This is a genomic window from Pseudomonas sp. Irchel 3A7 (assembly GCF_900187565.1).
GTDB lineage: Bacteria > Pseudomonadota > Gammaproteobacteria > Pseudomonadales > Pseudomonadaceae > Aquipseudomonas.
In genome coordinates, this window is sequence record NZ_FYED01000012.1 from 171,404 (window position 1) to 194,759 (window position 23,356).

At 60.0% G+C, this 23,356-nt stretch carries 23 protein-coding genes and 1 pseudogene; 11 read left to right on the forward strand and 13 right to left on the reverse strand.

The window, feature by feature from the left end; genetic code table 11:
• Window positions 1–10 precede the first annotated feature (10 nt).
• The 5 genes from CKW21_RS20520 to CKW21_RS20535 all read left to right on the forward strand — a co-directional run bounded on the left by CKW21_RS20520 (window position 11) and on the right by CKW21_RS20535 (window position 3,543).
• Window positions 11–367 carry a 4a-hydroxytetrahydrobiopterin dehydratase gene (locus tag CKW21_RS20520; RefSeq protein WP_095195740.1) on the forward strand — a complete coding sequence of 119 codons (357 nt, stop codon included), beginning with the start codon at window positions 11–13 and terminating at the stop codon, window positions 365–367.
• Window positions 367–1,560, forward strand: a complete 1,194-nt coding sequence (locus CKW21_RS20525; RefSeq protein ID WP_095195741.1) for an amino acid aminotransferase — start codon at window positions 367–369, stop codon at window positions 1,558–1,560. Before CKW21_RS20520 ends, CKW21_RS20525 begins: the two co-directional genes overlap by 1 nt.
• Window positions 1,561–1,835: 275 nt before the next feature.
• Window positions 1,836–1,967, forward strand: a complete 132-nt coding sequence (locus CKW21_RS31900) for a hypothetical protein (RefSeq protein WP_256590294.1) — start codon at window positions 1,836–1,838, stop codon at window positions 1,965–1,967.
• A gap of 36 nt (window positions 1,968–2,003) precedes the next feature.
• A complete protein-coding gene (locus CKW21_RS20530) occupies window positions 2,004–2,240 on the forward strand; it encodes a hypothetical protein (protein WP_170948697.1) in 237 nt (78 codons plus the stop codon).
• Window positions 2,241–2,343: 103 nt separating this feature from the next.
• A complete protein-coding gene (locus CKW21_RS20535; protein WP_095195742.1) occupies window positions 2,344–3,543 on the forward strand; it encodes an MFS transporter in 1,200 nt (399 codons plus the stop codon).
• Here CKW21_RS20535 and arfB read toward each other — a convergent pair.
• Both arfB and CKW21_RS20545 read right to left on the reverse strand, forming a co-directional pair.
• On the reverse strand, window positions 3,540–3,953 hold the full coding sequence (gene arfB, locus CKW21_RS20540; protein ID WP_095195743.1) for an alternative ribosome rescue aminoacyl-tRNA hydrolase ArfB: 414 nt from the start codon (window positions 3,951–3,953) through the stop codon (window positions 3,540–3,542). The genes CKW21_RS20535 and arfB overlap by 4 nt on opposite strands.
• Before the next feature lie 87 nt (window positions 3,954–4,040).
• Entirely contained in the window at window positions 4,041–5,381 is a 1,341-nt protein-coding gene (locus tag CKW21_RS20545) for a DEAD/DEAH box helicase (protein ID WP_095195744.1), read from the reverse strand.
• A gap of 191 nt (window positions 5,382–5,572) precedes the next feature.
• Here CKW21_RS20545 and CKW21_RS20550 point away from each other — a divergent pair, with 191 nt between their 5' ends.
• Entirely contained in the window at window positions 5,573–6,871 is a 1,299-nt protein-coding gene (locus CKW21_RS20550) for a mechanosensitive ion channel family protein (protein ID WP_095195745.1), read from the forward strand.
• Between the two features lie 108 nt (window positions 6,872–6,979).
• Here the strand turns inward: CKW21_RS20550 and CKW21_RS20555 are convergent, their stop codons facing one another.
• From CKW21_RS20555 to CKW21_RS20565, 3 genes are all read right to left on the reverse strand, one after another.
• Complete coding sequence (locus CKW21_RS20555) at window positions 6,980–7,846, reverse strand: carboxylate/amino acid/amine transporter (RefSeq protein ID WP_095195746.1); 867 nt, start codon at window positions 7,844–7,846, stop codon at window positions 6,980–6,982.
• Between the two features lie 346 nt (window positions 7,847–8,192).
• A complete protein-coding gene (locus CKW21_RS20560) occupies window positions 8,193–8,792 on the reverse strand; it encodes an FMN-dependent NADH-azoreductase (RefSeq protein WP_095195747.1) in 600 nt (199 codons plus the stop codon).
• Window positions 8,793–8,942: 150 nt separating this feature from the next.
• Window positions 8,943–9,257, reverse strand: a complete 315-nt coding sequence (locus CKW21_RS20565) for a 3-phosphoglycerate kinase (RefSeq protein ID WP_095195748.1) — start codon at window positions 9,255–9,257, stop codon at window positions 8,943–8,945.
• A 50-nt stretch (window positions 9,258–9,307) separates the two neighbouring features.
• On the opposite strand from CKW21_RS20565, the gene CKW21_RS20570 reads away from it, so the two are divergent.
• The 4 genes and pseudogenes from CKW21_RS20570 (at window position 9,308) to CKW21_RS20585 (ending at window position 13,537) form a co-directional block, all read left to right on the forward strand.
• The gene (locus CKW21_RS20570) at window positions 9,308–10,231 is read left to right on the forward strand and encodes a LysR family transcriptional regulator (protein ID WP_095195749.1); all 924 of its coding nucleotides are present in this window, start codon (window positions 9,308–9,310) and stop codon (window positions 10,229–10,231) included.
• Between the two features lie 14 nt (window positions 10,232–10,245).
• Window positions 10,246–11,051 (forward strand): annotated as a pseudogene (locus CKW21_RS20575) (alpha/beta fold hydrolase).
• A 3-nt stretch (window positions 11,052–11,054) separates the two neighbouring features.
• Window positions 11,055–11,612 carry a peptidylprolyl isomerase gene (locus tag CKW21_RS20580; protein ID WP_095195751.1) on the forward strand — a complete coding sequence of 186 codons (558 nt, stop codon included), beginning with the start codon at window positions 11,055–11,057 and terminating at the stop codon, window positions 11,610–11,612.
• A gap of 92 nt (window positions 11,613–11,704) precedes the next feature.
• A complete protein-coding gene (locus tag CKW21_RS20585; RefSeq protein WP_095195752.1) occupies window positions 11,705–13,537 on the forward strand; it encodes an ABC transporter ATP-binding protein in 1,833 nt (610 codons plus the stop codon).
• A gap of 128 nt (window positions 13,538–13,665) precedes the next feature.
• Here CKW21_RS20585 and CKW21_RS20590 read toward each other — a convergent pair whose 3' ends face one another.
• Entirely contained in the window at window positions 13,666–14,790 is a 1,125-nt protein-coding gene (locus CKW21_RS20590; protein ID WP_095195817.1) for a GNAT family N-acetyltransferase, read from the reverse strand.
• Between the two features lie 283 nt (window positions 14,791–15,073).
• Here CKW21_RS20590 and CKW21_RS20595 point away from each other — a divergent pair, with 283 nt between their 5' ends.
• A complete protein-coding gene (locus CKW21_RS20595) occupies window positions 15,074–16,399 on the forward strand; it encodes a putative porin (protein ID WP_095195753.1) in 1,326 nt (441 codons plus the stop codon).
• Window positions 16,400–16,534: 135 nt separating this feature from the next.
• On the opposite strand, the gene CKW21_RS20600 is transcribed toward CKW21_RS20595, so the two are convergent.
• The 7 genes from CKW21_RS20600 to CKW21_RS20630 all read right to left on the reverse strand — a co-directional run bounded on the left by CKW21_RS20600 (window position 16,535) and on the right by CKW21_RS20630 (window position 23,212).
• Window positions 16,535–17,587, reverse strand: a complete 1,053-nt coding sequence (locus CKW21_RS20600) for an AI-2E family transporter (RefSeq protein ID WP_095195754.1) — start codon at window positions 17,585–17,587, stop codon at window positions 16,535–16,537.
• Window positions 17,588–17,657: 70 nt separating this feature from the next.
• On the reverse strand, window positions 17,658–18,464 hold the full coding sequence (locus CKW21_RS20605) for a DUF4892 domain-containing protein (protein WP_095195755.1): 807 nt from the start codon (window positions 18,462–18,464) through the stop codon (window positions 17,658–17,660).
• 8 nt (window positions 18,465–18,472) lie between these two features.
• Window positions 18,473–19,132, reverse strand: coding sequence for a glutathione S-transferase family protein (locus tag CKW21_RS20610; protein ID WP_095195756.1), 660 nt, complete (start codon window positions 19,130–19,132; stop codon window positions 18,473–18,475).
• A gap of 50 nt (window positions 19,133–19,182) precedes the next feature.
• Window positions 19,183–20,037, reverse strand: coding sequence for an alpha/beta hydrolase (locus tag CKW21_RS20615; protein ID WP_095195757.1), 855 nt, complete (start codon window positions 20,035–20,037; stop codon window positions 19,183–19,185).
• Window positions 20,034–20,837: an alpha/beta fold hydrolase gene (locus CKW21_RS20620; protein WP_095195758.1), complete on the reverse strand. Its 804-nt coding sequence runs from the start codon at window positions 20,835–20,837 to the stop codon at window positions 20,034–20,036. The genes CKW21_RS20615 and CKW21_RS20620 overlap by 4 nt, the downstream gene beginning before the upstream one ends.
• Window positions 20,838–21,068: 231 nt before the next feature.
• Window positions 21,069–21,512 carry a hotdog fold thioesterase gene (locus CKW21_RS20625; protein WP_095195759.1) on the reverse strand — a complete coding sequence of 148 codons (444 nt, stop codon included), beginning with the start codon at window positions 21,510–21,512 and terminating at the stop codon, window positions 21,069–21,071.
• A 32-nt stretch (window positions 21,513–21,544) separates the two neighbouring features.
• Entirely contained in the window at window positions 21,545–23,212 is a 1,668-nt protein-coding gene (locus CKW21_RS20630) for an AMP-binding protein (RefSeq protein WP_095195760.1), read from the reverse strand.
• Window positions 23,213–23,356 lie beyond the last annotated feature (144 nt).

Here is a 23,356-nt window from a genome sequence, read left to right on the forward strand (position 1 = left end):
GGAATCCATCATGTCCACATTGAACCAAGCCCACTGCGAAGCCTGCCGCGCCGATGCCCCACAAGTCAGCGACGAAGAACTGCCGATCCTGATCAAGCAGATCCCGGACTGGAACATCGAAGTACGCGACAGCATCATGCAGCTGGAAAAAATCTTCCTGTTCAAAAACTTCAAACACGCCCTGGCGTTCACCAACGCTGTCGGCGAAATCTCCGAGGCCGAAGGTCATCACCCGGGTCTGTTGACCGAGTGGGGCAAAGTCACCGTGACCTGGTGGAGCCACTCGATCAAGGGCCTGCACCGCAACGACTTCATCATGGCCGCGCGCACTGACGAAGTGGCCAAGGACGCCGAGGGCCGCAAGTAATGCATTTCGACACCATCGGCCGGGTGCCCGGCGACCCGATCCTCGGCCTGATGGAGGCCTATGCGCAAGACCCGAACCCGCGCAAGTTCGACCTTGGCGTGGGTGTCTACAAGGACGCCCAAGGCCTGACGCCAATTCCGCAATCGGTGAAACTGGCTGAGACGCGACTGGTGGATCGTCAGACCACCAAGACCTACATTGGCGGTCACGGTGAGCCTGCGTTCGGCAAAGCCATCAGTGAGTTGGTGCTCGGCGCCGACTCAAGGCTGATCAGCGAAAAACGCGCCGGCGCCACCCAGACACCGGGTGGCACCGGTGCGTTGCGCTTGAGTGCGGACTTTATCGCCCAATGCCTGCCGGGCCGTGGTGTGTGGCTGAGCAATCCGACCTGGCCGATCCACGAAACCATTTTCGCCACGGCCGGGGTCAAGGTCAGTCACTACCCGTACGTGGGCAGCGACAACCGTCTCGACGTCGAGGCGATGCTCGCCGTGCTCAATGAAGCGCCCAAGGGCGATGTGGTGTTGCTGCATGCCTGCTGCCACAACCCGACCGGTTTCGATCTGTCCCATGACGACTGGCGTCGGGTGCTGGAGGTGGTGCGTCGGCGTGAACTGCTGCCGCTGATCGACTTCGCCTACCAGGGCTTTGGCGATGGCCTGGAACAGGACGCCTGGTCGACCCGGCTGTTCGCCGCCGAGTTGCCGGAAGTGCTGATTACCAGTTCCTGCTCGAAAAACTTCGGCCTGTACCGCGACCGCACCGGTGCGCTGATTGTCTGCGCGAAAACCGCAGACAAGCTGGTGGACATTCGCAGCCAACTGGCCAACATCGCCCGCAACCTGTGGTCGACACCGCCGGATCATGGTGCCGCCGTGGTGGCGACCATCCTCGGCGATCCGGAATTGAAACAACTCTGGGCCGACGAAGTGGAAGCCATGCGCTTGCGGATTGCCCAACTGCGCAGCGGTCTGGTGGAGGCACTGGAGCCGCATGGTTTGCGTGAGCGCTTTGCGCACATTGGTGTACAACGCGGGATGTTTTCCTACACCGGGTTGACGCCTGATCAGGTCAAACAGCTGCGCGATCATCACAGCGTTTACATGGTCGGCACAGGTCGGGCGAACGTGGCCGGGATTGATGCGACGCGCCTGGATCTGCTGGCCGAAGCCATCGCCAAGGTCTGCAAATAACCTACAGAACTTTGTAGCCCCCTGTGGGAGCGAGCCTGCTCGCGAAAGCGGTGTGTCAGTCAACATACACCTCGACTGTCACGCCTCCTTCGCGAGCAGGCTCGCTCCCACAGTTGTTTTTGTGCCACTACTCCTTACCTGTCTAGACAACCCCATTCGTCGAAACAAATGGATATAAAAGTCTGTTTGTCATTTCTCGTGCTGTATCCTGCGCAGGCTTTTTCAAAAGCGCGGATCTACCAGATCTATCAACAGACTTAGCGAGGAGCGCGACTATGCACGAGATTCCTAATCTCCCCTTCCCAAGCCTGCACGAACCTGAGCAGACGACCACGCAACAAGCCGGTGCCCAACAGCCCGAGCCGAAAGAAGCCACTGGCAGCCGCCAAGCTGACAGCGAAGACTGAAACACCCGCCGTACAGACCGTGTGGAAAGCGCTAACATGCGCTTTCCACACTGCCTGAACCGTGAGCCCAGCCCCATGACCGATGAATTCAGCGAAACTTTCAATGAACAGCAGGCGGCCAGCGTTTTGATCGGCACCGCCGAGAAAATGATCGAGATCTGGAATCGCCTCTCCCCCGAGAAACAAGCCGCTTTGCTCGCCCGTTTCGGCAGCGAGGAAAATGCGTTGGCCGCTTTGGTCACCACGCAACTGGTGGCGCCTGCCAAGCCCTGACGGCCCCGCCCGGCAAATAGTTTTACTTTTTCACAACCCACGAACGCTAGCACCGTTATCATAAGCAGCCTATCTAATCCTGCTTCTCCGTGGACCTTTACCCATGTCTGAAAACCAGCGCCCCCTGGCGGTCACGCTGCAAGTTGTTTCCATCGTCCTGTTCACCTTTATCGGCTACCTGAATATCGGCATTCCCCTGGCGGTACTGCCCGGGTACGTCCACAGCGATCTGGGCTTCGGTGCAGTGATTGCGGGGCTCGTGATCAGCGTGCAATACCTCGCCACCCTGCTCAGCCGTCCCTACGCCGGGAAAATCATCGACAACAAGGGCAGTAAACTGGCGGTGATGTATGGTCTGGCCGGTTGCGGCTTGAGCGGCGTGTTCATGCTGATTTCGGCCTGGACCCAAAGCCTGCCGATGCTGAGCCTGATCAGCCTGTTCATCGGTCGCCTGGTACTCGGCAGCGCGGAAAGCCTGGTGGGCTCCGGTTCCATTGGCTGGGGCATCGGCCGGGTCGGCGCGGCGAACACCGCCAAGGTCATCTCCTGGAACGGCATCGCCAGTTACGGCGCACTGGCGGTCGGCGCGCCGCTGGGGGTGTGGCTGGTCAGTCAGTTGGGCTTGTGGAGCATGGGTGTGAGCATTGTGCTGCTGGCGGCTTTTGGCCTGGTACTGGCCTGGCCGAAAACCGCCGCACCGATCGTGGTCGGTGAACGCCTGCCGTTCATGCACGTACTCGGGCGGGTACTGCCCCACGGCTGCGGCCTGGCGTTGGGCTCCATCGGTTTCGGCACCATCGCTACATTTATCACCCTGTATTACGCCACCCAACACTGGGATAACGCAGTGCTGTGCCTGAGCCTGTTCGGCGCCAGCTTCATCGGTGCGCGGCTGTTGTTCGGTAACCTGATCAATCGCCTGGGTGGCTTTCGCGTGGCGATTGCCTGCCTCTCGGTGGAAACCCTGGGCCTGTTGCTGCTGTGGCTGGCACCGGATGCTCATTGGGCGCTGGCGGGTGCCGCGCTGAGCGGTTTCGGCTTCTCGTTGGTGTTTCCGGCGCTGGGAGTTGAAGCGGTCAACCTGGTGCCTGCCTCCAGTCGAGGCGCGGCGGTCGGCGCTTATTCACTGTTCATTGATTTGTCACTGGGGATCACCGGGCCATTGGCCGGCGCGGTGGCGGCGGGGTTCGGTTTTGCGTCGATCTTCCTGTTCGCCGCACTGGCCGCCCTCAGCAGTTTGATGCTCTGCATCTACCTGTACCGGCAGGCACCGAAACATCGCCAGACGCGGGAAACCCGCTAGAAATCCACCTTGCCGCGCCCGGCCTTGATGTTGCCGCGCTTGCTTTTGGATTCAAGCCTGCGGGTCTTCGAACCGAGGGTTGGTTTGGTCGGGCGGCGTTTCTTCTCGACCTTGGTGGCGCTCAGGATCAGTTCGGTCAAACGCTCCAGCGCATCGGCACGGTTCTGTTCCTGGGTGCGGTATTGCTGGGCCTTGATGATCAACACGCCTTCGCTGGTGATGCGACTGTCGCGCAGCGCCAACAGCCGTTCCTTGTAGAACTCGGGCAAGGACGAGGCCGGTATGTCGAAGCGCAAGTGCACGGCGCTGGAAACCTTGTTGACGTTCTGCCCACCGGCGCCCTGGGCGCGAATGGCGGTCAACTCGATCTCGGCATCCGGTATCTGCACGTTGTTGGAAATCACCAGCATGGAAAATCACTTCCTCAGGACTATGTGACATCTAAACAAAAATGCCCGTATCTGACGATACGGGCATTTTTTGTTCAGCCAAAGCGCTTATTCAGCAGCCGGGGCCTCTGGCTTGCGGCGCTTGAGCGGAGCCATGCCGTCCTTGCTGACCAGGGAATCGCTCTTCGGTCGATTGACGCTCTTGCGCTTGGTCGGGGTCTTGGCGGCGACTTTTTTCTTGTCGCCCTTGGCGTCGGTCTTTTTCTTCTTCACGCCGACAGCCTTGCCCGAGGCCTTGACCTTTTTCGGTCCGCCGTAGGTGCCTTTGACTTCCTTGATGGTACGGCGCTCGAAGCTCTGCTTGAGGTAGCGCTCGATGCTCGACATCAGGTTCCAGTCGCCGTGGCAGATCAGCGAGATGGCCAGGCCATCGTTGCCGGCACGACCGGTACGACCGATACGGTGTACGTATTCGTCGCCGCTGCGCGGCATGTCGAAGTTGATCACCAGGTCCAGGCCGTCGACGTCCAGGCCGCGAGCGGCAACGTCGGTCGCCACGAGGATTTTCACCCCGCCCTGCTTCAGACGGTCGATCGCCAGCTTGCGATCCTTCTGGTCCTTGTCACCGTGCAGGACGAACGCCTTGTATTCCTGTGCCACCAGGCGGCCGTAGATACGGTCGGCCATGGCCCGGGTGTTGGTGAAGACGATGGCCTTCTGATAAGTCTCGTTGGCCAGCAGCCAATTGACGATCTGTTCTTTGTGCTGGTTGTGGTCAGCGGTGATGATTTGCTGACGGGTGGTTTCGTTCAACTGGCTGACCGCGTTGAGCTGCAAGTGCTCAGGGTTGTTCAGGACCTTGGCGACCATCTCGCGCAGGCCCGAACCACCGGTGGTGGCGGAGAACAGCATGGTCTGCTGGCGGTTGGTGCACTCGTCTACCAGACGCTGTACGTCTTCGGCGAACCCCATGTCGAGCATGCGGTCGGCTTCGTCGAGCACCAGCACTTCGACTTCCTTGAGGTCGAGGTTGCCGGCGTTCAGTTGCTCGATCATCCGGCCCGGCGTACCGATCAGGATGTCCGGCACCTTGCGCAGCATGGCAGCCTGGACCTTGAAGTCTTCGCCGCCGGTGATCAGGCCGGACTTGATGAAGGTGAACTGCGAGAAGCGTTCAACTTCTTTCAAGGTCTGCTGGGCCAGTTCGCGGGTCGGCAGCAGGATCAGGGTCTTGATGCTGACACGGATCTTGGCCGGGCCGATCAGGCGGTTGAGGATCGGCAAGACGAAAGCGGCGGTCTTGCCGCTGCCGGTTTGCGCCGTCACCCGCAGGTCACGCCCTTGGAGCGCCAGCGGAATAGCCGCTGCTTGCACAGGCGTCGGCTCGACAAATTTCAGTTCGGCCACGGCTTTGAGCAGGCGTTCGTGCAGGGCGAATTCGGAAAACACGGGTGCTACCTCGAAGAAATGCAAAAAATCAGCTGCATAGGGTAACGGTTTCGAGCGCGAAGGCCGAGTTTCTTTATGCAATCGACCGCAAACAGTGGCTTTTTTGTTGCCTGATTTGTCCCCAAACGTAATACAAAGCGTCTTAAATGCTCTAATTGCCCGTCGCGTCTTACAGAAGAATCGTTTCTCCCATGGATATCAAACAGCTCTGGCTCAACGCCCAAGACCTTTGGGGTGCCCTTGATCAGCACCCTCTCCTGCACGCCAGCCTGGCCCTGGTACTGTTGCTGGTGATCGCCCTGGTGCTCGGACGAGTGGCACGCTACGTGATCCTGCATGCCAGCCGAATGCTCGGTCGCCAGCCTGCCCTGCACTGGATCAACGACTTTCGCCACAACAAGGTCTTCCAGCGCCTGGCACAAATGACGCCGTCACTGGTGATCCAGTTCGGCCTGCACCTGGTGCCGGAGCTGAGTAAAACCGCGATGGTTTTTCTCGGCAACGTGGCACTGGCCTTCACCATTCTGTTCCTGGTGCTGTCCATCAGTGCCCTGCTCAACGCCTTGCTCGACATCTATGCCCGCACCGAACACGCCCGCACCCGCTCGATCAAGGGCTACGTGCAACTGGCAAAAATGGTCTTGTACGTGTTCGGCGCAATCATCATCGTCGCCACGCTGATCGACCGTTCGCCGCTGTTGCTGCTGTCGGGTCTTGGCGCCATGTCGGCAGTGATTCTGTTGGTCTACAAGGACACCTTGCTGTCGTTTGTCGCCAGCGTGCAGCTGACCAGCAATGACATGCTGCGGGTCGGCGACTGGATCGAGATGCCGCAGGTCGGCGCCGATGGCGATGTGGTGGACATCACCCTGCACACGGTCAAGGTGCAGAACTTCGACAAGACCATCGTTTCGATCCCGACCTGGCGCCTGATGTCCGAGTCGTTCAAGAACTGGCGCGGCATGCAGCAGTCCGGTGGCCGCCGGATCAAGCGCAGCCTGTTCATCGACGCCAGCGGCGTGCGCTTCATTCGCGATGATGAAGAGCAGAAACTGTCCCAGGTGCATCTGCTGACTGACTACATCAGCCGCAAGCAGGCTGAACTCAAGGCCTGGAATGAAGCCCAGGGCAATGTCGCGGCCATGTCGGCCAACCGTCGACGGATGACCAATATCGGAACATTCCGCGCCTACGCGCTGGCGTATCTGAAAAGCCATCCCGAGGTTCAGCCGAACATGACCTGCATGGTTCGGCAGATGCAGACCACGGCCCAGGGCATCCCGCTGGAAATCTACTGCTTCACCCGCACCACGGCGTGGGCCGATTACGAGCGGATCCAGGGGGATATTTTCGATTACTTGCTGGCGGTGCTGCCGGAGTTCGGCTTAAGCCTCTATCAGCAGCCCAGCGGTACGGATCTAAGGGCCGGGCTGTTACCGGCGGTGTTGGGTGCGAGCCATATCCCCGAGCCGGAAAAACACATCATGTAACCCCACGATCTCCTTGTGGGAGCGAGCCTGCTCGCGAAGACGGTGCATCAGTCGACATATCTGTTATCTGACACTCCGTCTTCGCGAGCAGGTCGCTCCCACAAGGGCTTAGTGTGCGACTGCAGGTTGGCGTATACCCAACCGACTGATCCACACCGCCATCAATATCACCGACCCGCCCAGCAGCAACCGTCCCAACTCTTCATGCTGGTTCCAGATCAGCAGATTGACCAGCAATCCCACCGGCACGTGCAGGTTGTTCATCACCGCCAGCGTCCCGCCATTGACCAGGCACGCGCCTTTGTTCCACCAATACAGCCCCAGCGCCGTCGAGACCAGGCCGAGGAACAGCAGCACGCCCCATTGCAACGGTGCTTCAGGCAGGAAGTTTTGTTTGCCGAACAGCAGGAACGCCGGCAACGCCACCGCCAGCGCACCCAGGTAGAAATAGCCGAAGCGCCGGTAATGCGGCAGGTCGCTCGGATGCCGTGCGACCAGGTGCTTATAGAGCACTTGTCCGGCGGCATAGGTGAAGTTGGCCAGCTGCAGCAGCAGGAACCCCATGAAGAAATCCGGGTTGATGCGATCAAAGCGAATCACTGCCGCGCCCGCCACCGCCACCAGCGCCGCGATCAACGCCCAGGGATTGAACCGGCGGTTCAACGCGTCTTCGATCAGGGTCACGTGCAACGGTGTGAGAATAGTGAACAGCAACACTTCCGGGACCGTCAGCACGCGGAAGCTCAAGTACAGGCAGACGTAAGTCACGCCAAACTGCAACGCGCCGATCAGCAACATGCCACGCATGAAAGCCGGTTCCACCGAACGCCAGCGCGTCAGTGGAATAAACACCAGCCCCGCCAGCAATACCCGCACCAGTACCGCGAAGTAACTGTCGACATGGCCAGCCAGGTACTCGCCGATCAAACTGAAGGAAAACGCCTGGATCAGCGTGACAAAAAGTAGATAGCCCATGCTCGCCTCGTTTCGAATGGCGGCGAAGATAACGGGTTTTGTCATTCACTGCGAATCGTCAGACAGCATACAAATCTCTGTGGGAGCGAGCCTGCTCGCGAGGTGGGAGTGTCAGTCGACATCATTGTTGTCTGACCCACCGCATTCGCGAGCAGGCTCGCTCCCACAAGGGGTTTGTGTGCAATCAGAAAATAGCGGGCAAAAAAAAGCCCGATCTCGCAAATGCGTTCAATCGGGCTACGGCACTCAGGAGCAATAAGTGCAAAGGGAGGTTCGATGCGCGTACAGGCTTGAAGGGTTGCGCCAGGTCACTAGACCATCCAGCGATTATCTGGCGATTAACCGGTCAGGCGACTTGCGAAAGCCGGGCGTTCGCCTGGTTCAGGCCTTTCTCCTGGAAGCCGCCGCCCAGGTTCATGCCTTCGGCGTGAATGAACGTGACGTCGTGGATGCCGATGAAGCCCATGACCTGACGCAGGTACGGTTCCTGGTGATCCGACGGGGCGCCGGCGTGGATGCCGCCGCGAGCAGTCAGGACGTAGGCACGCTTGCCGCTGAGCAAACCCTGGGGACCGGTTTCGGTGTACTTGAAGGTCACGCCGGCACGCAGCACATGGTCAAGCCAGGCTTTGAGGGTGCTCGGAATGGCGAAGTTGTACATGGGCGCGGCCATCACCAGCACGTCGGCGGCCAGCAGTTCGTCGGTCAATTGGTTGGAGCGTTCCAGGGACAGCTGTTCGAGGTCGCTGCGCTGATCGGCGGGTTTCATCCAGCCGCCCAGCAGGTTGATGTCCAGGTGTGGCACCGGGTTGACGGCCAGGTCACGAACGGTGATCTGATCGTTCGGGTGCGCGGCTTTCCATTGGTTGATGAAGGTCTGGGTCAGTTGACGGGAAACCGAGTCTTGCTGGCGGGCACTGCTTTCGATGATCAGAACGCGGGACATGGGATGTAGGCTCCATCTGAGAATGCTGTAAGGCGATGGAGTGAAGGTTAAACAGTGTCGTATCGATCAAAAAGCGCAAATAACTGCTATAACCGATCAATAAATTCGTTTATAAGCGGAGCATGGCCGATGGGCCTGCTCCGCTGAGGGTCATTTCGGCTTGCAGGTCATGCTGATGTACAGCTTGATGATTTTGCGATTGAACTTGGCTGAGAGGTCGGCGCTTTTGCCGGCATCCAGATTGACCCTGCGGGTCTTGGGCGATTCCGGGCCATTGCGAAACACCACCGCGCACTCGGCAGCGGTATCACCGTAGTTGTTCAGGGTGATCGAGCCCAGATCGTAATCGGAGGCGTAGGTGGTGAAGTCGATCTTCAACCCATTGAGTTCTTTTTGTACATCGATCGGATAAGCAAACGCAGTCAGCGGCAACATCGCCAGCAGGACACAAACGATTTTTTTCATTCAGCAGTCTCCAATAAGAACTGCGCAGCTTAGGACAATAGGAGCCCATCATGAAAGCGCCCCGCGTGACCCTTGATCAATGGCGAACGCTTCAGGCCGTGGTCGACCACGGAGGTTTCGCCCAGGCCGCCGAAGCGCTGCACCGCTCGCAATCGTCAGTCAGCTACACCGTGGCGCGCATGCAGGACCAGCTCGGCGTGCCACTGCTGCGCATCGACGGGCGCAAAGCGGTGCTCACCGAAGCCGGTGGCGTGCTGTTGCGCCGGTCCCGGCAACTGGTGAAACAGGCCAGCCAGCTGGAAGATCTGGCCCACCACATGGAACAAGGCTGGGAAGCCGAAGTGCGCCTGGTGGTCGACGCCGCCTACCCCAGCGCCCGCATCGTCCGTGCGCTGACCGCGTTCATGCCGCAAAGCCGTGGCTGCCGGGTGCGGCTGCGCGAAGAGGTGTTGTCGGGTGTGGAAGAAGTGCTGCTCGAAGGCGTGGCCGACCTGGCCATCACCGGCTTCAGCATTCCCGGTTACCTGGGAGCGGAGTTGAGCGATGTCGAATTCGTGGCGGTCGCCCATCCGGAACACTCCCTGCACCGCCTCAACCGCGAGCTGAATTTCCAGGACCTGGAAAGCCAGATGCAAGTGGTTATCCGCGACTCCGGTCGCCAGCAACCACGGGACGTCGGCTGGCTCGGCGCCGAACAACGCTGGACCGTCGGCAGCCTGGCCACCGCCGCGACCTTCGTCAGCAGTGGCCTGGGGTTTGCCTGGTTGCCGCGGCACATGATCGAACGGGAACTGCGAGAAGGTACGCTCAAGCTGCTACCGTTGGATCAGGGCGGTAGCCGCAACCCGAGTTTTTACCTGTATTCGAACAAGGACAAACCACTGGGGCCGGCCACACAGATCCTCATCGAACTGCTGCGCACTTTCGACACCGCGCCGCTGGACGCACCTTTCGCGGCCCCTGAACAAGCCTGACACGGAGTGTACCCATGGCCTATTTCGAACACGAAGGTTGTAACCTGCACTATGAGGAATATGGCCACGGCACACCGCTGCTGCTGGTCCACGGCCTGGGTTCCAGCACCCTGGACTGGGAAAAACAGATCCCCGCACTGGCCACGCGCTATCGGGTGATCGTTCCCGATGTGCGCGGTCACGGGCGCTCCGACAAACCCCGCGAGCGCTACAGCATCGCCGGTTTCAGCGCAGACCTGGTCGCACTGATCGAGCATTTGAACCTCGGGCCGACCCATTTTGTGGGCCTGTCCATGGGCGGCATGATCGGTTTTCAACTGGCTGTGGATCAGCCGCATCTGCTCAAGAGCCTGTGCATCGTCAACAGCGCGCCCGAGGTCAAACTGCGCAGCCGTGACGACTACTGGCAGTGGTTCAAACGCTGGAGCCTGATGCGCGTCCTCAGCCTGCGCACCATTGGCAAGGCCTTGGGTGGCAAGTTGTTCCCCAAGCCCGATCAGGCGGATTTGCGACAAAAAATGGCCGAACGCTGGGCAAAAAACGACAAACATGCTTATCTCGCCAGCTTCGATGCAATCGTTGGCTGGGGAGTTCAGGAACGACTTTCGAAAGTGTCCTGTCCAACCCTCATCGTCAGCGCCGACCGTGATTACACACCGGTCGCACTGAAGGAAAACTACGTAAAACTGCTGCCCGATGCGCGGCTGGTGGTGATTGCCGACTCCCGTCACGCCACCCCGCTGGACCAGCCCGAACACTTCAACCAGACACTGCTCGAGTTTCTCACCGCAGTCGATACCACCACACTCAGGATCACTGACCCATGCTGAAAAAAATCGCCCTCGCCGCCGGCTCCGTTCTGTTTGCCGCCAACCTGATGGCGGCAACGCCTGCCAAGGCGCCGCATGTGCTGCTGGAAACCACCAACGGCCAGATCGAAATCGAACTGGACCCGGTCAAGGCCCCGATCAGTACCAAGAATTTCCTTGAGTACGTGGACAGCGGCTTCTACAACAACACGATTTTCCACCGCGTGATTCCGGGCTTCATGGTCCAGGGCGGCGGGTTCACCCAACAAATGCAGCAAAAGGAAACCAAGGCGCCGATCAAGAACGAGCACAAGAACGGCCTGGTCAACGTTCGTGGCACCTTGTCCATGGCGCGCACTTCGGTGCCGGATTCGGCCACCAGTCAGTTCTTCATCAACGTCAAGGACAACGATTTCCTTGACCAGGGTGACGGCTACGCGGTGTTCGGCAAAGTGGTCAAGGGCATGGATGTGGTCGATATCATCGTCAACTCGCCAACCACCGTGCGCGGCGGCATGAAGGATGTACCGGCCGACCCGGTGTTCATCAAGTCGGCCAAGCGCATCGACTGAGACTAAGCTGGCCAGGGATGTCCGAGCGTTTGCCGGTTTGACCGGCAACGCTCAAACCGTTGAAGGAGTACCCGTTCGCGGGTGAAAAACCGATGCTTTATCGCCGTTTTGAAAAACTGATCGACATCTTTCGCGACGCCCCGACTGCCGCACCGCCGGACCGGGTCCTGCCTTTCTATACCTATTACCTCAAGCAGGTCTGGCCGAGTTTCGTTGCCCTGCTGATCGTCGGTCTGTTCGGCGCGCTGATTGAAGTGGCACTGTTCAGCTACCTGAGTCGCATCATCGACCTGGCCCAGGGCACTCCAAACGCCGACTTTTTCAAGGAACACGGCGTTGAACTGGCCTGGATGGTGGTGGTGGCGCTGATCCTGCGCCCGGTGTTCGTCGGCCTGCATGACTTGCTGGTGCACCAGACCCTGAGCCCCAGCATGACCAGCCTGATCCGCTGGCAAAACCACAGTTACGTGCTCAAGCAGAGCCTGAATTTTTTCCAGAACGACTTCGCCGGACGCATCGCCCAACGCATCATGCAAACCGGCAACTCCCTGCGCGATTCAGCGGTGCAAGCGGTGGATGCGCTGTGGCACGTGCTGATCTACGCCATCAGTTCGCTGGTGCTGTTCGCCGAAGCCGACTGGCGCCTGATGATCCCGTTGCTGACCTGGATCGTCGCCTTTATCAGCGCCCTCTACTACTTCGTACCACGGGTCAAGGATCGCTCGGTGGTTGCCTCCGATGCGCGCTCCAAACTCATGGGGCGGATCGTCGATGGCTACACCAACATCACCACCCTGAAGCTGTTTGCCCACACCAACTTCGAACAACAGTACGCCCGCGAAGCGATCAAGGAACAAACCGAAAAAGCCCAGCTCGCCGGTCGTGTCGTCACCAGCATGGATGTGGTCATCACCAGCATGAACGGCCTGTTGATCGTCTGCACCACCGGGCTGGCGCTGTGGCTGTGGACGCAATCGCTGATCACCGTGGGCGCGATCGCCCTGGCCACCGGGTTGGTGATCCGGATCGTCAACATGTCCGGCTGGATCATGTGGGTGGTGACCGGCATCTTCGAAAACATCGGCATGGTTCAGGACGGTTTGCAGAGCATCTCGCAACCGGTCAGCGTGACTGACCGCGACCAGGCCCAACCCTTGGCCGTGGCCCGTGGCGAAGTGCGTTTCGAGGACGTGGACTTCCACTACGGCAAGCAGAGCGGGATCATCGGCGGGCTCAACCTGACGATCAAACCCGGTGAAAAGATCGGCCTGATCGGTCCATCCGGCGCCGGCAAGTCGACGCTGGTCAACCTGCTGCTGCGCCTGTACGACGTGGAGGGCGGGAAAATACTCATCGATGGCCAGAACATTGCCGACGTCAGCCAGGAAAGCTTGCGCGAACGTATTGGCATGATCACCCAGGATACGTCCCTGCTGCATCGCTCGATCCGCGACAATCTGCTGTATGGCAAACCCGACGCCACCGACACCGAACTCTGGGAAGCGGTGCACAAGGCGCGGGCCGATGGTTTCATTCCTACCCTGTCGGACGCCGAAGGCCGCACCGGCTTCGATGCTCACGTCGGTGAACGCGGGGTGAAACTCTCCGGCGGCCAGCGTCAGCGGATCGCCATTGCCCGCGTGTTGCTCAAGGACGCGCCGATCCTGATCATGGACGAAGCCACGTCGGCACTGGATTCGGAAGTGGAAGCGGCGATCCAGGAAAGCCTGGAAACCCTGATGCAGGGCAAAACCGTGATCGCCATCGCCCACCGGCTCTCGACCATCGCCCGCATGGACCGCCTGGTGGTGCTGGAAAACGGCAAGATCGCCGAAACCGGCAGCCACGCCGAACTGCTGGCCCATGGCGGTTTGTATGCGCGGTTATGGCAGCACCAGACAGGTGGGTTTGTCGGAATCGACTAGATACGGAGTTCACATAAAACCTGTGGGAGCGAGCCTGCTCGCGAAGGCGGTGTATCAGCTGACAAATTTGTTGTCTGACACTTCGTCTTCGCGAGCAGGCTCGCTCCCACAGGGTTAGTGATCCCCGATCACTCCTGCCGATAGGGCAACGCCGTCCGCGCATCCTCGGCATACGCCAGCACCCCAACCCGTTCCTGATGCAGGAAGTCCTTGACCGCGGCCTTCAGCCCGGGGTGGCGCAGGTAATGCCAGGAATGGGTGATCACCGGTTCAAACCCACGGATCAATTTATGCTCACCCTGGGCGCCGGCATCGAAGCGCTGGAAGCCGTTGGCAATCGCATAGTCCATGCCCTGGTAGAAACAGGTTTCGAAGTGCAGGCGGTCGAACTCCGCCAGACACCCCCAGTAACGACCGTAAAAACTGTCTCCCCCCACCAGACTGAACGCCATCGCCACCGGCCGTGAACCTTGTTTGGCCAATACCACGCGAATCGAGTGCGGCATGCGCTCGGCCAGCAAGCTGAAAAACGCTCGCGTCAGGTAAGGCCTTTGCCGACGCACCGCGTAGGTATTGGCGTAGCAGGCATAGACAAAATCCCACTGTGCCTGGGTCAGTTGCCGACCTTCAAGCCATTCGAATTCGAAGCCCTGCCCCGCCACTTGCTCGCGCTCCTTGCGCATCTGTTTGCGTTTGCGCGAACTCAGGGCGTCGAGGAAATCCTGGAAGTCCCGATAGTCGCGATTCTGCCAATGGTACTGACAGCCGATGCGTTGCAACCAACCCGGTTGTTCGGCCAATGCCGCATCGGTGAACGGGTCGGTGAAGTTGATGTGGGCACTGGAGAGTTGTTCGATCTCCAGATAGCCCGGCAGGCTTTTCAACAGTTCGAAGCCGTCCTCGACGCTGGCTGCCAGCAAACGCGGGCCGCTGACCGGGCTGAATGGCACGGCGGTCAAGAGTTTGGGGTAGTAATCGATACCGGCACGCTCACAGGCATCAGCCCAGGCGTGATCGAACACGTACTCACCGTAGGAATGCCATTTACGGTAGCTGGGCAATGCGGCGATCAGTCGATCGCCTTCGACATGCAGCAAATGTTCAGGCTGCCAACCGGAATGGGGACCGACGCTACCACTGTCCTCCAGCGCGCTGAGGAATGCGTGGCACAGAAACGGCTGATTCTCGGGCACCAGGGCGTCCCACGTGTGCGGGACGATTTCGGACAGACTTTGCAGGCGTTGCAACGGCATCACCATCCTCACTCATTCATGGCGTGAAAGCCTCGCGAGTATCGCGCATCGCCATCCATTGCACACGATCAAATCGACGACAGCGCTCTAGCTCAATAGTTCGCGAAGACTTCGTATCGTCATCGACATGCCATCACATTGCCACCGCCCTGTCATAAACCGTCGCGATACTGGCGCCTGTTTTTAGAGCGCCGGGTTATAGCCCGGCCACTGTTTTCCGTCCATCAATGGTCGGTTGTGCCCGGGATGGCTCAGTCATCCACTCTCATCTTCGGAGATTGATATGCGTCTTGCTTCCACGAAAACTGCGGCAGCCCTGTGTGGTGGTCTGTTGCTGGCCATGAGTGTTCCTGCCAGCGCCGCAGTCGACGCCAAACTGCTCGACATGCTCAAGGCTAACGGCTCGATTACCAACGCGCAGTACAGCGAACTGCAAGCTGAGCTGGCCAGGGATCAGAAAGAACAGCAAATCGCCCGCCAGGCTCAGCAAGAGACCAACGAGCAGATCGCGGCCACCGCGAAGAAAACCAACGAACTGAGCACCTTCGACCAGAAACTGGCCTGGGCCGCCAAGACCCAATTCAAGGGCGACGTGCGTTTCCGTCAGGAAACCATCAAGAACGACGGCGTCTCCAACAACAAAGACTCGGATCGCCAACGCATTCGTGCCCGTCTGGGTGCCTACACCGAGATCAACTCCCAGGTCGACACCGGTATCCGTATCGCCACCGGCAGCAGCGACGACGCCCGCTCCACCAACCAGGACCTGAACAACTACTTCGACAAGAAGCAGATCTGGCTGGACCAGGGCTACGTGGACTACCACCCCGACGCCATCAAGAACCTGCACCTGATCGGCGGCAAGATGCCACAACCATGGGTAAGCATGGGCGACATCATCTGGGATAGCGACATCAACCCGGAAGGTCTGGCAGTCACTTACAAATACCCGTTGGGCGGCTCCACCGAGTTGTTCGGTAGCGCCGGTCACTACACCCTCAAGGACAACGTCGACGGCGAAGGCGTGCAGTTCAAGCACGACCTGCGTCTTTACGCCGGCCAGTTGGGCGCACGCTTCGCCATCACCGACAACCTGAAAATGACGTTGGGTGGCAGCATCTACGCCTACGACAACGACCAGGACAGCGCCTGCCCTACCTCCGGCACCGTCACCGCGCCATGCGCACTGGCCGTCAACGGCAACAGCCCGGGCGAGCAGTTCAAACTGTACGAAGGCTTTGGTCAGATCGACATCGGCGGCCTGCCAATGCCGCTGTCGTTGTACGGTCAAGTCGTCAACAACGACGATGCCAGCAACGACCAGGACATGGGCTGGCTGGCCGGTGTCAAAACCAAGGTCTATGGCTTCGGTCTGGATTACAACTACCGCGATGTACAGCGTAACGCCGTTGTGGGTGCGTTCACCGACTCCGACTTCGCCAACGGCTTCACCGGTTCGCGCGGCAGCAAGCTGAAAGTGAGCTACGAGCTGGACAAGAACTTCACCCTGGGTGCGACGTACTTCATGGCGAACTCCGACTACACCAACGCCACCCTCAAGGATTCGGACATCAACACCCTGCAACTGGATGCCGAAGCCAAGTTCTGATTGACCCCGCTACACGACTCGGGCAAGGAAGCCCGAGCCGCTTTTACAGCCTGGCGTTGGTCTGACGGTCCCCATCATCCGTCCGCCGGACCAACGCGAGTCTGTATTCCTGCCCTCTCGCAATCCCTCCTCGAATCAGCGACGGTCTTCGACCCGGGCCTGACTCTTGCTCCAGTCGGTCAACAAACTGTACGCCACCGCCAGCAAAGTCGGACCGATGAACAATCCGATGAAACCGAACGCGATCAAACCGCCAAACACCCCCAGCAGCACGATCACCAACGGCAAGTTCCCGCCGCGACTGATCAGGTACGGCTTGAGCACGTTGTCCACGCCGCTGATGATGAATGTGCCCCAGATCCCGAGGAACACCGCCATCCCGTACTCGCCTTGCCAGACCAGCCAGGCCGTGGCCGGAATCCACACCAGCGGCGGCCCCATGGGAATCAGGCTGAGCAGGAACGTCACGATACCGAGTACCAGCGCCCCCGGCACCCCGGCAATCAGGAACCCGGTCAACGCCAATACCGCCTGGGCCGCCGCCGTGCCGATCACCCCGTTAACGACCCGCTGCACCGTGCCCGCCACCAGTTCGATGTAGTACCCTGCACGCTTGCCGATCAGGCGCTCCAGCAGGCTATGAACAAACGCCGCCAACCGTGGCCCGTCACGATAGAAAAAGAACACGAAGACAATGCTCAAGGTCAGTTCGAGAATGCCGCCGCCGATCTGCGCACTGCGCGCCAGCAACCAGTTACCGACCTGCCCGAAATAGGGCTTGAGTGACACCATCATCGCCGCACCCTGCTGGTCGATGCTGTTCCAGATCCCCATCAGACGCCCGCCCACCAACGGAATACCGCCCAGCCAGTCCGGCGCTTCCGGCAGGCCATCCATCTGCACATCCTTGATGAACGCCACGGCATCACGTACATGATCCGCCAGGTTGAATCCCAGCCACACCAGTGGCGCCGCCACCAGCACCATCCAGCCCACGGTCAACACTGCTGCCGCCAGGGACTCGCGACCATTGAGCCAGCGGGTCAGCAGGCGCATCAGCGGCCAACTGGCGAACGCCAGCACCGCCCCCCAGAATAGCGCCGACCAGAACGGTGCCATCACCCAGAAGCTCGCGCCAAACAGCACCAGGAGCAGGATCTGCACCAACAGCCGATCGTTATTGATCATTTGAAATCTCGAATAAATCAGTCAGCAAAAGAGTAGGCGAACGCTTCGATACGCGTTCGCCCGATAAAGCTTATCGCAACAGTTGGATGTGCAGGCCAGAGCCTTCGATGCTACCGGTTTCCAGTCGCGCGGCACGCACGCCCTGTTCGATCAGCGCCTGACGCCAGGCTTCGGCAGTCGGACCGGAAACACTGACCCTCAGCGTCGTGTCCAGGTTCAAGCCACGGGAGATCAAGCGCAACCAGGTGTCATCGGGTGCACTGGTCAGCTTGGGGAAGTCGAGTTCGCCAGTGCTTTTGAGTTCACGCAGCAAAGTCGCGGACGTCGGCCGCAAATCGCCCAGAGGTGCCGCGGCCTCGAACTGTTCGACATGCAGATAAGCTTTGCGATTGCCGCGCGTGATGCTGTAGAGCGCAACCAGCGTGTTGTCCTTCGGCGCCGCCAGACGCAACAGCAGGTACGCCTGCTCATTATCCGAGCCATAGAGCTTGGCGTTGCCAAACACCTCATTGGCCCACAGGCTGCTTTCGCCGCAATCGCGGGCCTGGCACCAGAACAGCAACTGGGCGTCCTGCTTCTGCAAGGCTTCGCGGGCAGCGGTGAAAGCTTGCGTCGCCGAATGCTCCGGTGGCAGTTCATAAGTCACCGAGGTGGCGTTGCCACGGGCGCTGACCTGGCCATCGAAGCGCAACTGGCCGCTGATCTTGCGGATCGAACCCAGGGGATAAATCCGCTCAAGTTCGGTCGCCGGGCGATAGTCGACGATTTGCGCATCGACCATGCGCGGCACGATCGGCAGGTCCTGACTGCCTGGAATATCAGCGGCAAACAACAAGGGACTGAAACTGCACAGCGCCAGCAGACTGAGAGAACGCATCGATAGACTCATCGGATCAGCATGGCCTGGGCACCCTTGACGACGCTTTCGTCATCGGTGCGTTCAGGAATCAGCAACCCGCGCTGCACCGCCGGCCGCGCCTCCATGGTTGCCATCCAGCGCTGCAACGCCGTCAGGCCATCCACCGGAACACCGGACCACTCGTAGCCACGCACCCAGGGGAACGTCGCAATATCGGCAATGCTGTACTCGCCGGCAAGATACTCAACGTCTTGCAGACGCGTATCGAGCACTTCGTAGAGGCGCCGGGTTTCATGTTGATAGCGGTCGATGGCGCCCTGGAGTTTTTCCGGGAAGTAACGGAAAAACACGTTGGCCTGCCCCTGCATCGGGCCGATCCCGCCCATCTGGAACATCAGCCACTGCAACGCCACCGAGCGCCCCTTGGGGTCGGCGGGCAACAGTTTGCCGGTCATTTCAGCGAGGTAAATCAGGATGGCGCCGGATTCGAACACGGCGAAATCGCCGTTGGCGCGGTCGACAATCGCCGGAATCCGGCCGTTGGGGTTGATCTTGAGGAAGTCCGGGGACTTCTGTTCCTTTTTGTCGAAACTCAAGGCGTGCACCGTATAAGGCAAGCCGAGTTCCTCGAGCACGATAGAGACCTTGTGGCCATTCGGGGTCGCAGCGGTGTACAGATCTATCATGGTTGTCTCCCATTTCAACCCGCCCAGCCTCGACAGTTGCCCGGCGCAAGTCAAGGAACGGCGAAAAACCGATTGAAACAGTCTGCGACAAGATCGGCACCGGACTCGTCATTCAGGTGCAAATGATGGCCACCTGGCAGCTGTTCACGGCTAAAGGGTAGACGCTCCAGCAATTCGGGGTGTTTGGCGAGCATGCCGTCGGCAGCCACCACCAGTTTTGCAGGACAACTGATGCGCTGGACGAAGGCCATGGCCTGTTCAGTGGTCAGGCGTAGCGGCGATGGCAGTGTGAGACGGTTGTCGGTGCGCCAGGTGTAACCTCCCGGCACCGGCATCAAGCCGCGCTGGGCCAGTAACTCCGCGGCTTCGCGACTGACCGCCACCAAGCCCTTCATGCGCGCCTCGATGGCCCGTTCGAGCGTGTTGTAGACCGGTTTGCGTTTTCCCCGCAAATCCAGCTGCGCCTGCAGGGCCATGCCCATGCGTTCGGCAGCATTTTCGCCTTTGTCTGTAGGAGGAATGACGCCGTCGATCAACGCCAGATGTGTGACCCGATCCGGCAGCGAACCGGCGATGATCAAGGAAGCGATCGCCCCCATGGAATGCCCCATCAGCGCAAATCGGCGCAAGCCAAGCTGTTCGGCGACTTGCAGCACATCGTGTGCGTAGTCCCACATGGCGTAGCCGGCGCCGCTCGGGCGATGCCCGGAATGACCGTGACCGGCCATGTCCAGGGCAATGATGCGCAGGCCTTTGAGCTTCGGTGCCAGCCGGGCGAAACTGTTGGCGTTGTCGAGCCAGCCGTGCAAGGCAATCACCGGCAAACCGTCTTCGGGACCGAACAGGTGTGCCGCCAGCTCGATGTGCGGCAGGCTCAGGCGAACCTCTTCGACGACGCTGCTCATGCGCAGTCCTGTTGGCGACCGTCCCAGCGACTGAACAGGTTCTTCAACATCGCGGCAGTATCCTGAGGGCGTTCGAGGGGAAACATATGACCACCGGGCATGGTCAGGGCTTCGCCGAGCGGCATGCGCCCGACCGAACTGGCGTGATGACGCATCACCACCCTGCTCTTGTGCCCGCGAACCACCGCCAGCGGCACTTTCAACTGCCGGGCACGGCCCGGGCTGGTGTGGGGCACGCCCCGATAGATGCTGATTTCCGTGGCCGGATCGAAGCGCAGGCGCAGCTTGTCGCCAACCTGCTGCAAACCGTATTGCAGGTAAGCATCGAAACAGTCCGGGTCGAAACCGCGAAACAGGGTTTTACCGGCGAAATAGCGACGGGCGCTTTCGAGGTCGGCGAATTCTTCGCGTCGTCCCAGCGTACGGCCAGCGGGCGTCAGCTTGTCGATGAAGCCCAAGCGCTTGGCGGCACGGATCACCCACTGATCGGCACGGGTCAATACCGGCGAATCGAGCATCACCACCCCGCGATACAGCTCGGGGCAACGCAACGCGGCATGCAGGTGCAGCACACCACCGAAGGAATGGCCGACGCCCCACACCGGTTCGGCTTGCTGGCGCAGGTGATGGATCAGCTCATCCACCAGGTTGTACCAATTGTCGTCCGCCGGGAAACGCGGGTCATGGGCGTGCTGCTCCAGATGCGTCACCTGATACTCGGGCGCCAGCGCCGCGAACAACTTGCCGTAGGTGCCCGAAGGGAATCCATTGGCATGGGCGAAAAATATCTGTTGCGACATAACCGGCAAATCCATGAGCGAAAACAGGTGTTGATTGTCCGTAAGACCGCGTCCTGCGGCAATGACCGTAACTGACAGGAATGATGACAGTCCGGTCATGCGAATGCCGATCCTTGTACTGTAGGAGCGAGCTCGCTCGCGATGGATTCAAGAACGCCGCGGGGTACCAGGCTCCCCGGGTTTTCGTTAACGACCATCGCGAGCAAGCTCGCTCCTACAGGGCTTCGTTGGTCAGCGCGCCGGCGGATTCTCACCCAACGGCACCACCGCCATGGTCAACCGCGAGACGCAACTGGCCTTGCCTTCGTCGCTGGTCAAACGGATATCCCAGACATGGGTCGTGCGGCCGATGTGGATCGGCCTGGCCACTGCCGTCACCCTTCCACTGCGCAGGCCGCGAAGATGGTTGGCGTTGATTTCCAGGCCCACGCAGTAAAACTTGCTGGAGTCGATGCACAGGAAACTGGCCATGGAACCGACGGTCTCGGCCAGCACCACCGAGGCACCGCCATGCAGCAAGCCGTAAGGCTGATGGGTGCGGTGATCGATGACCATGCTTGCGGTCAAAGAATCGTCATCGACGGCTTCGAAACGGATATCCAGCACTTCGCCGATGGTGTTTTTCTGGAAAGCATTCAACTGTTCGATGTTGGGAAGGGTGCGCCACAGACTCATCGCCGATTTTCCTTGTTGGTTTTGTTCGTGTCTCAATCCTGCCACAGCACCACTTCGCTGCGCTCGCTCCATTCTTCGAAGCGGGCACCATAGGCCGCTTCGATCACATTGCGCTTGATCTTCAGGGTCGGCGTGAGGAAGCCGTTTTCCACGGCCCAACTGTCCTTGACCACCACCAGCCGCCGCAAGCGCTCGTGCTTATCAAGGGCCGCGTTGACCTCTTCCAGCAGTTTCTCCAGGCTCGAATGCAAGCCGGCGCGCGCCGTACCGCCCGCGTCCTGCTGCCCCACCGCAGACAGTACGCACAGGCCAAGCGGCGCACTCAAGCCGTCGCCGACCACACATACCTGCTCGATACGCGAATGCACCGCCAAGCGATTTTCGATGGGTGCCGGCGCCACGTATTTGCCTTTGCTGGTCTTGAAGATTTCTTTCAGGCGCCCGGTCAGGCGCAGGTTGCCTTCAACGTCTTCTTCACCTTTGTCGCCGGTGCGCAGGAAACCGTCCTCGGTGATGGTCTCGGCGGTTTTCTGCGGATCCTTGAAGTACCCGAGCATGGTCGCGCCGCTGCGCACCTGTACCTCACCCGACTCATCGATTCGTACTTCGACTTCCGGGCAGGGCTTGCCGATCCAGCCTTCCTTGTACTGACCCGGCAGGCAGATGTGCGAATAGCCGCAACTTTCGGTCATGCCGTAGACCTCCAGCACGTCGAGCCCAAGCTTCTGATACCAGCGCAACAACGTCAGCGGCACTGGCGCGGCGCCGGACAACGCCACGCGCAAGGCATCGAGCCCCAGCCCGGCGAGGACTTTGTGCCCGACGCGCTTGCCGATGATTGGCAGGCCAAGCAGGAAGTCGAGGCGTTTTGCCGCAATCTTGCTGTACACCCCCATCTGGAATTTGGTCCAGATGCGCGGCACACCAAACATCGCCGTCGGCCGGGCGCGCCGCAGATCGTCGAGGAAGGTGTCGAGACTTTCGGCAAAGAACACGGTTTGTCCAGTGTAGATCGACGCCAGTTCGACGAACATTCGCTCGGCAACATGACAAAGAGGCAGATAAGACAGCAGTCGGTCCGACTCACTCAGGCCGAACAGCTGCGTGCCGCGGGTGGTGGCGAATCCCAGGGTGCCGAAGCTGTGCATCACCCCTTTGGGCATGCCGGTGGTGCCGGAGGTGTAGATGATGGTCGCCAGTTGGTCGGCGCCGGGTTTCGGGTCGTCCTGGATCGGCGTGCTGTGTTGCAGATCGGCCCAGCTGAAATCGAAGTCGCCCGGTGGATGCAACGGCAGGCTGATGGTCACCAGGTCCGGGCTGACCCCACGGGACATGCCGGACCAGTCATCGAGTTTGCCGATAAAGGCTAGCGCCGCTTCCGAATGTTCCAGCACCTGGGCCACGGACTCGGCGGTAAGGTTCGGGTACAGCGGCACCGAGACATGCCCGGCCATCCAGATCGCCAGGTCAGCAATGATCCAGTGCGCACAGTTTTTCGAGATCAGGGCGATGTGACTGCCCTGGGGCAGTTCCCGCGACCGCAGCCAGTGCGCCGCGCAGCGGGCCTGATGACCGACGTCGGCCCAGGTCAGTGTCTCGACCTGTCCGCCGCCGATGGGCTGGACCAGAAAGCGTTGACGGGGGTGACGGGCCTCACGCTCGTAGAACACGTCCAGCGGCAAACGGAAAGCAGCAGACATGCGACTCGCTCCTTTTTTTTGTTGTGGAGCAAGCGTAGCTAACCAAGCAAGTGCTTGGTTAGCTATTTCATACAATTTTTTTCAAACACTGATCTCCCCTGTGGGAGCGAGCCTGCTCGCGAAAGCGGCGTGTCAGGCTACATT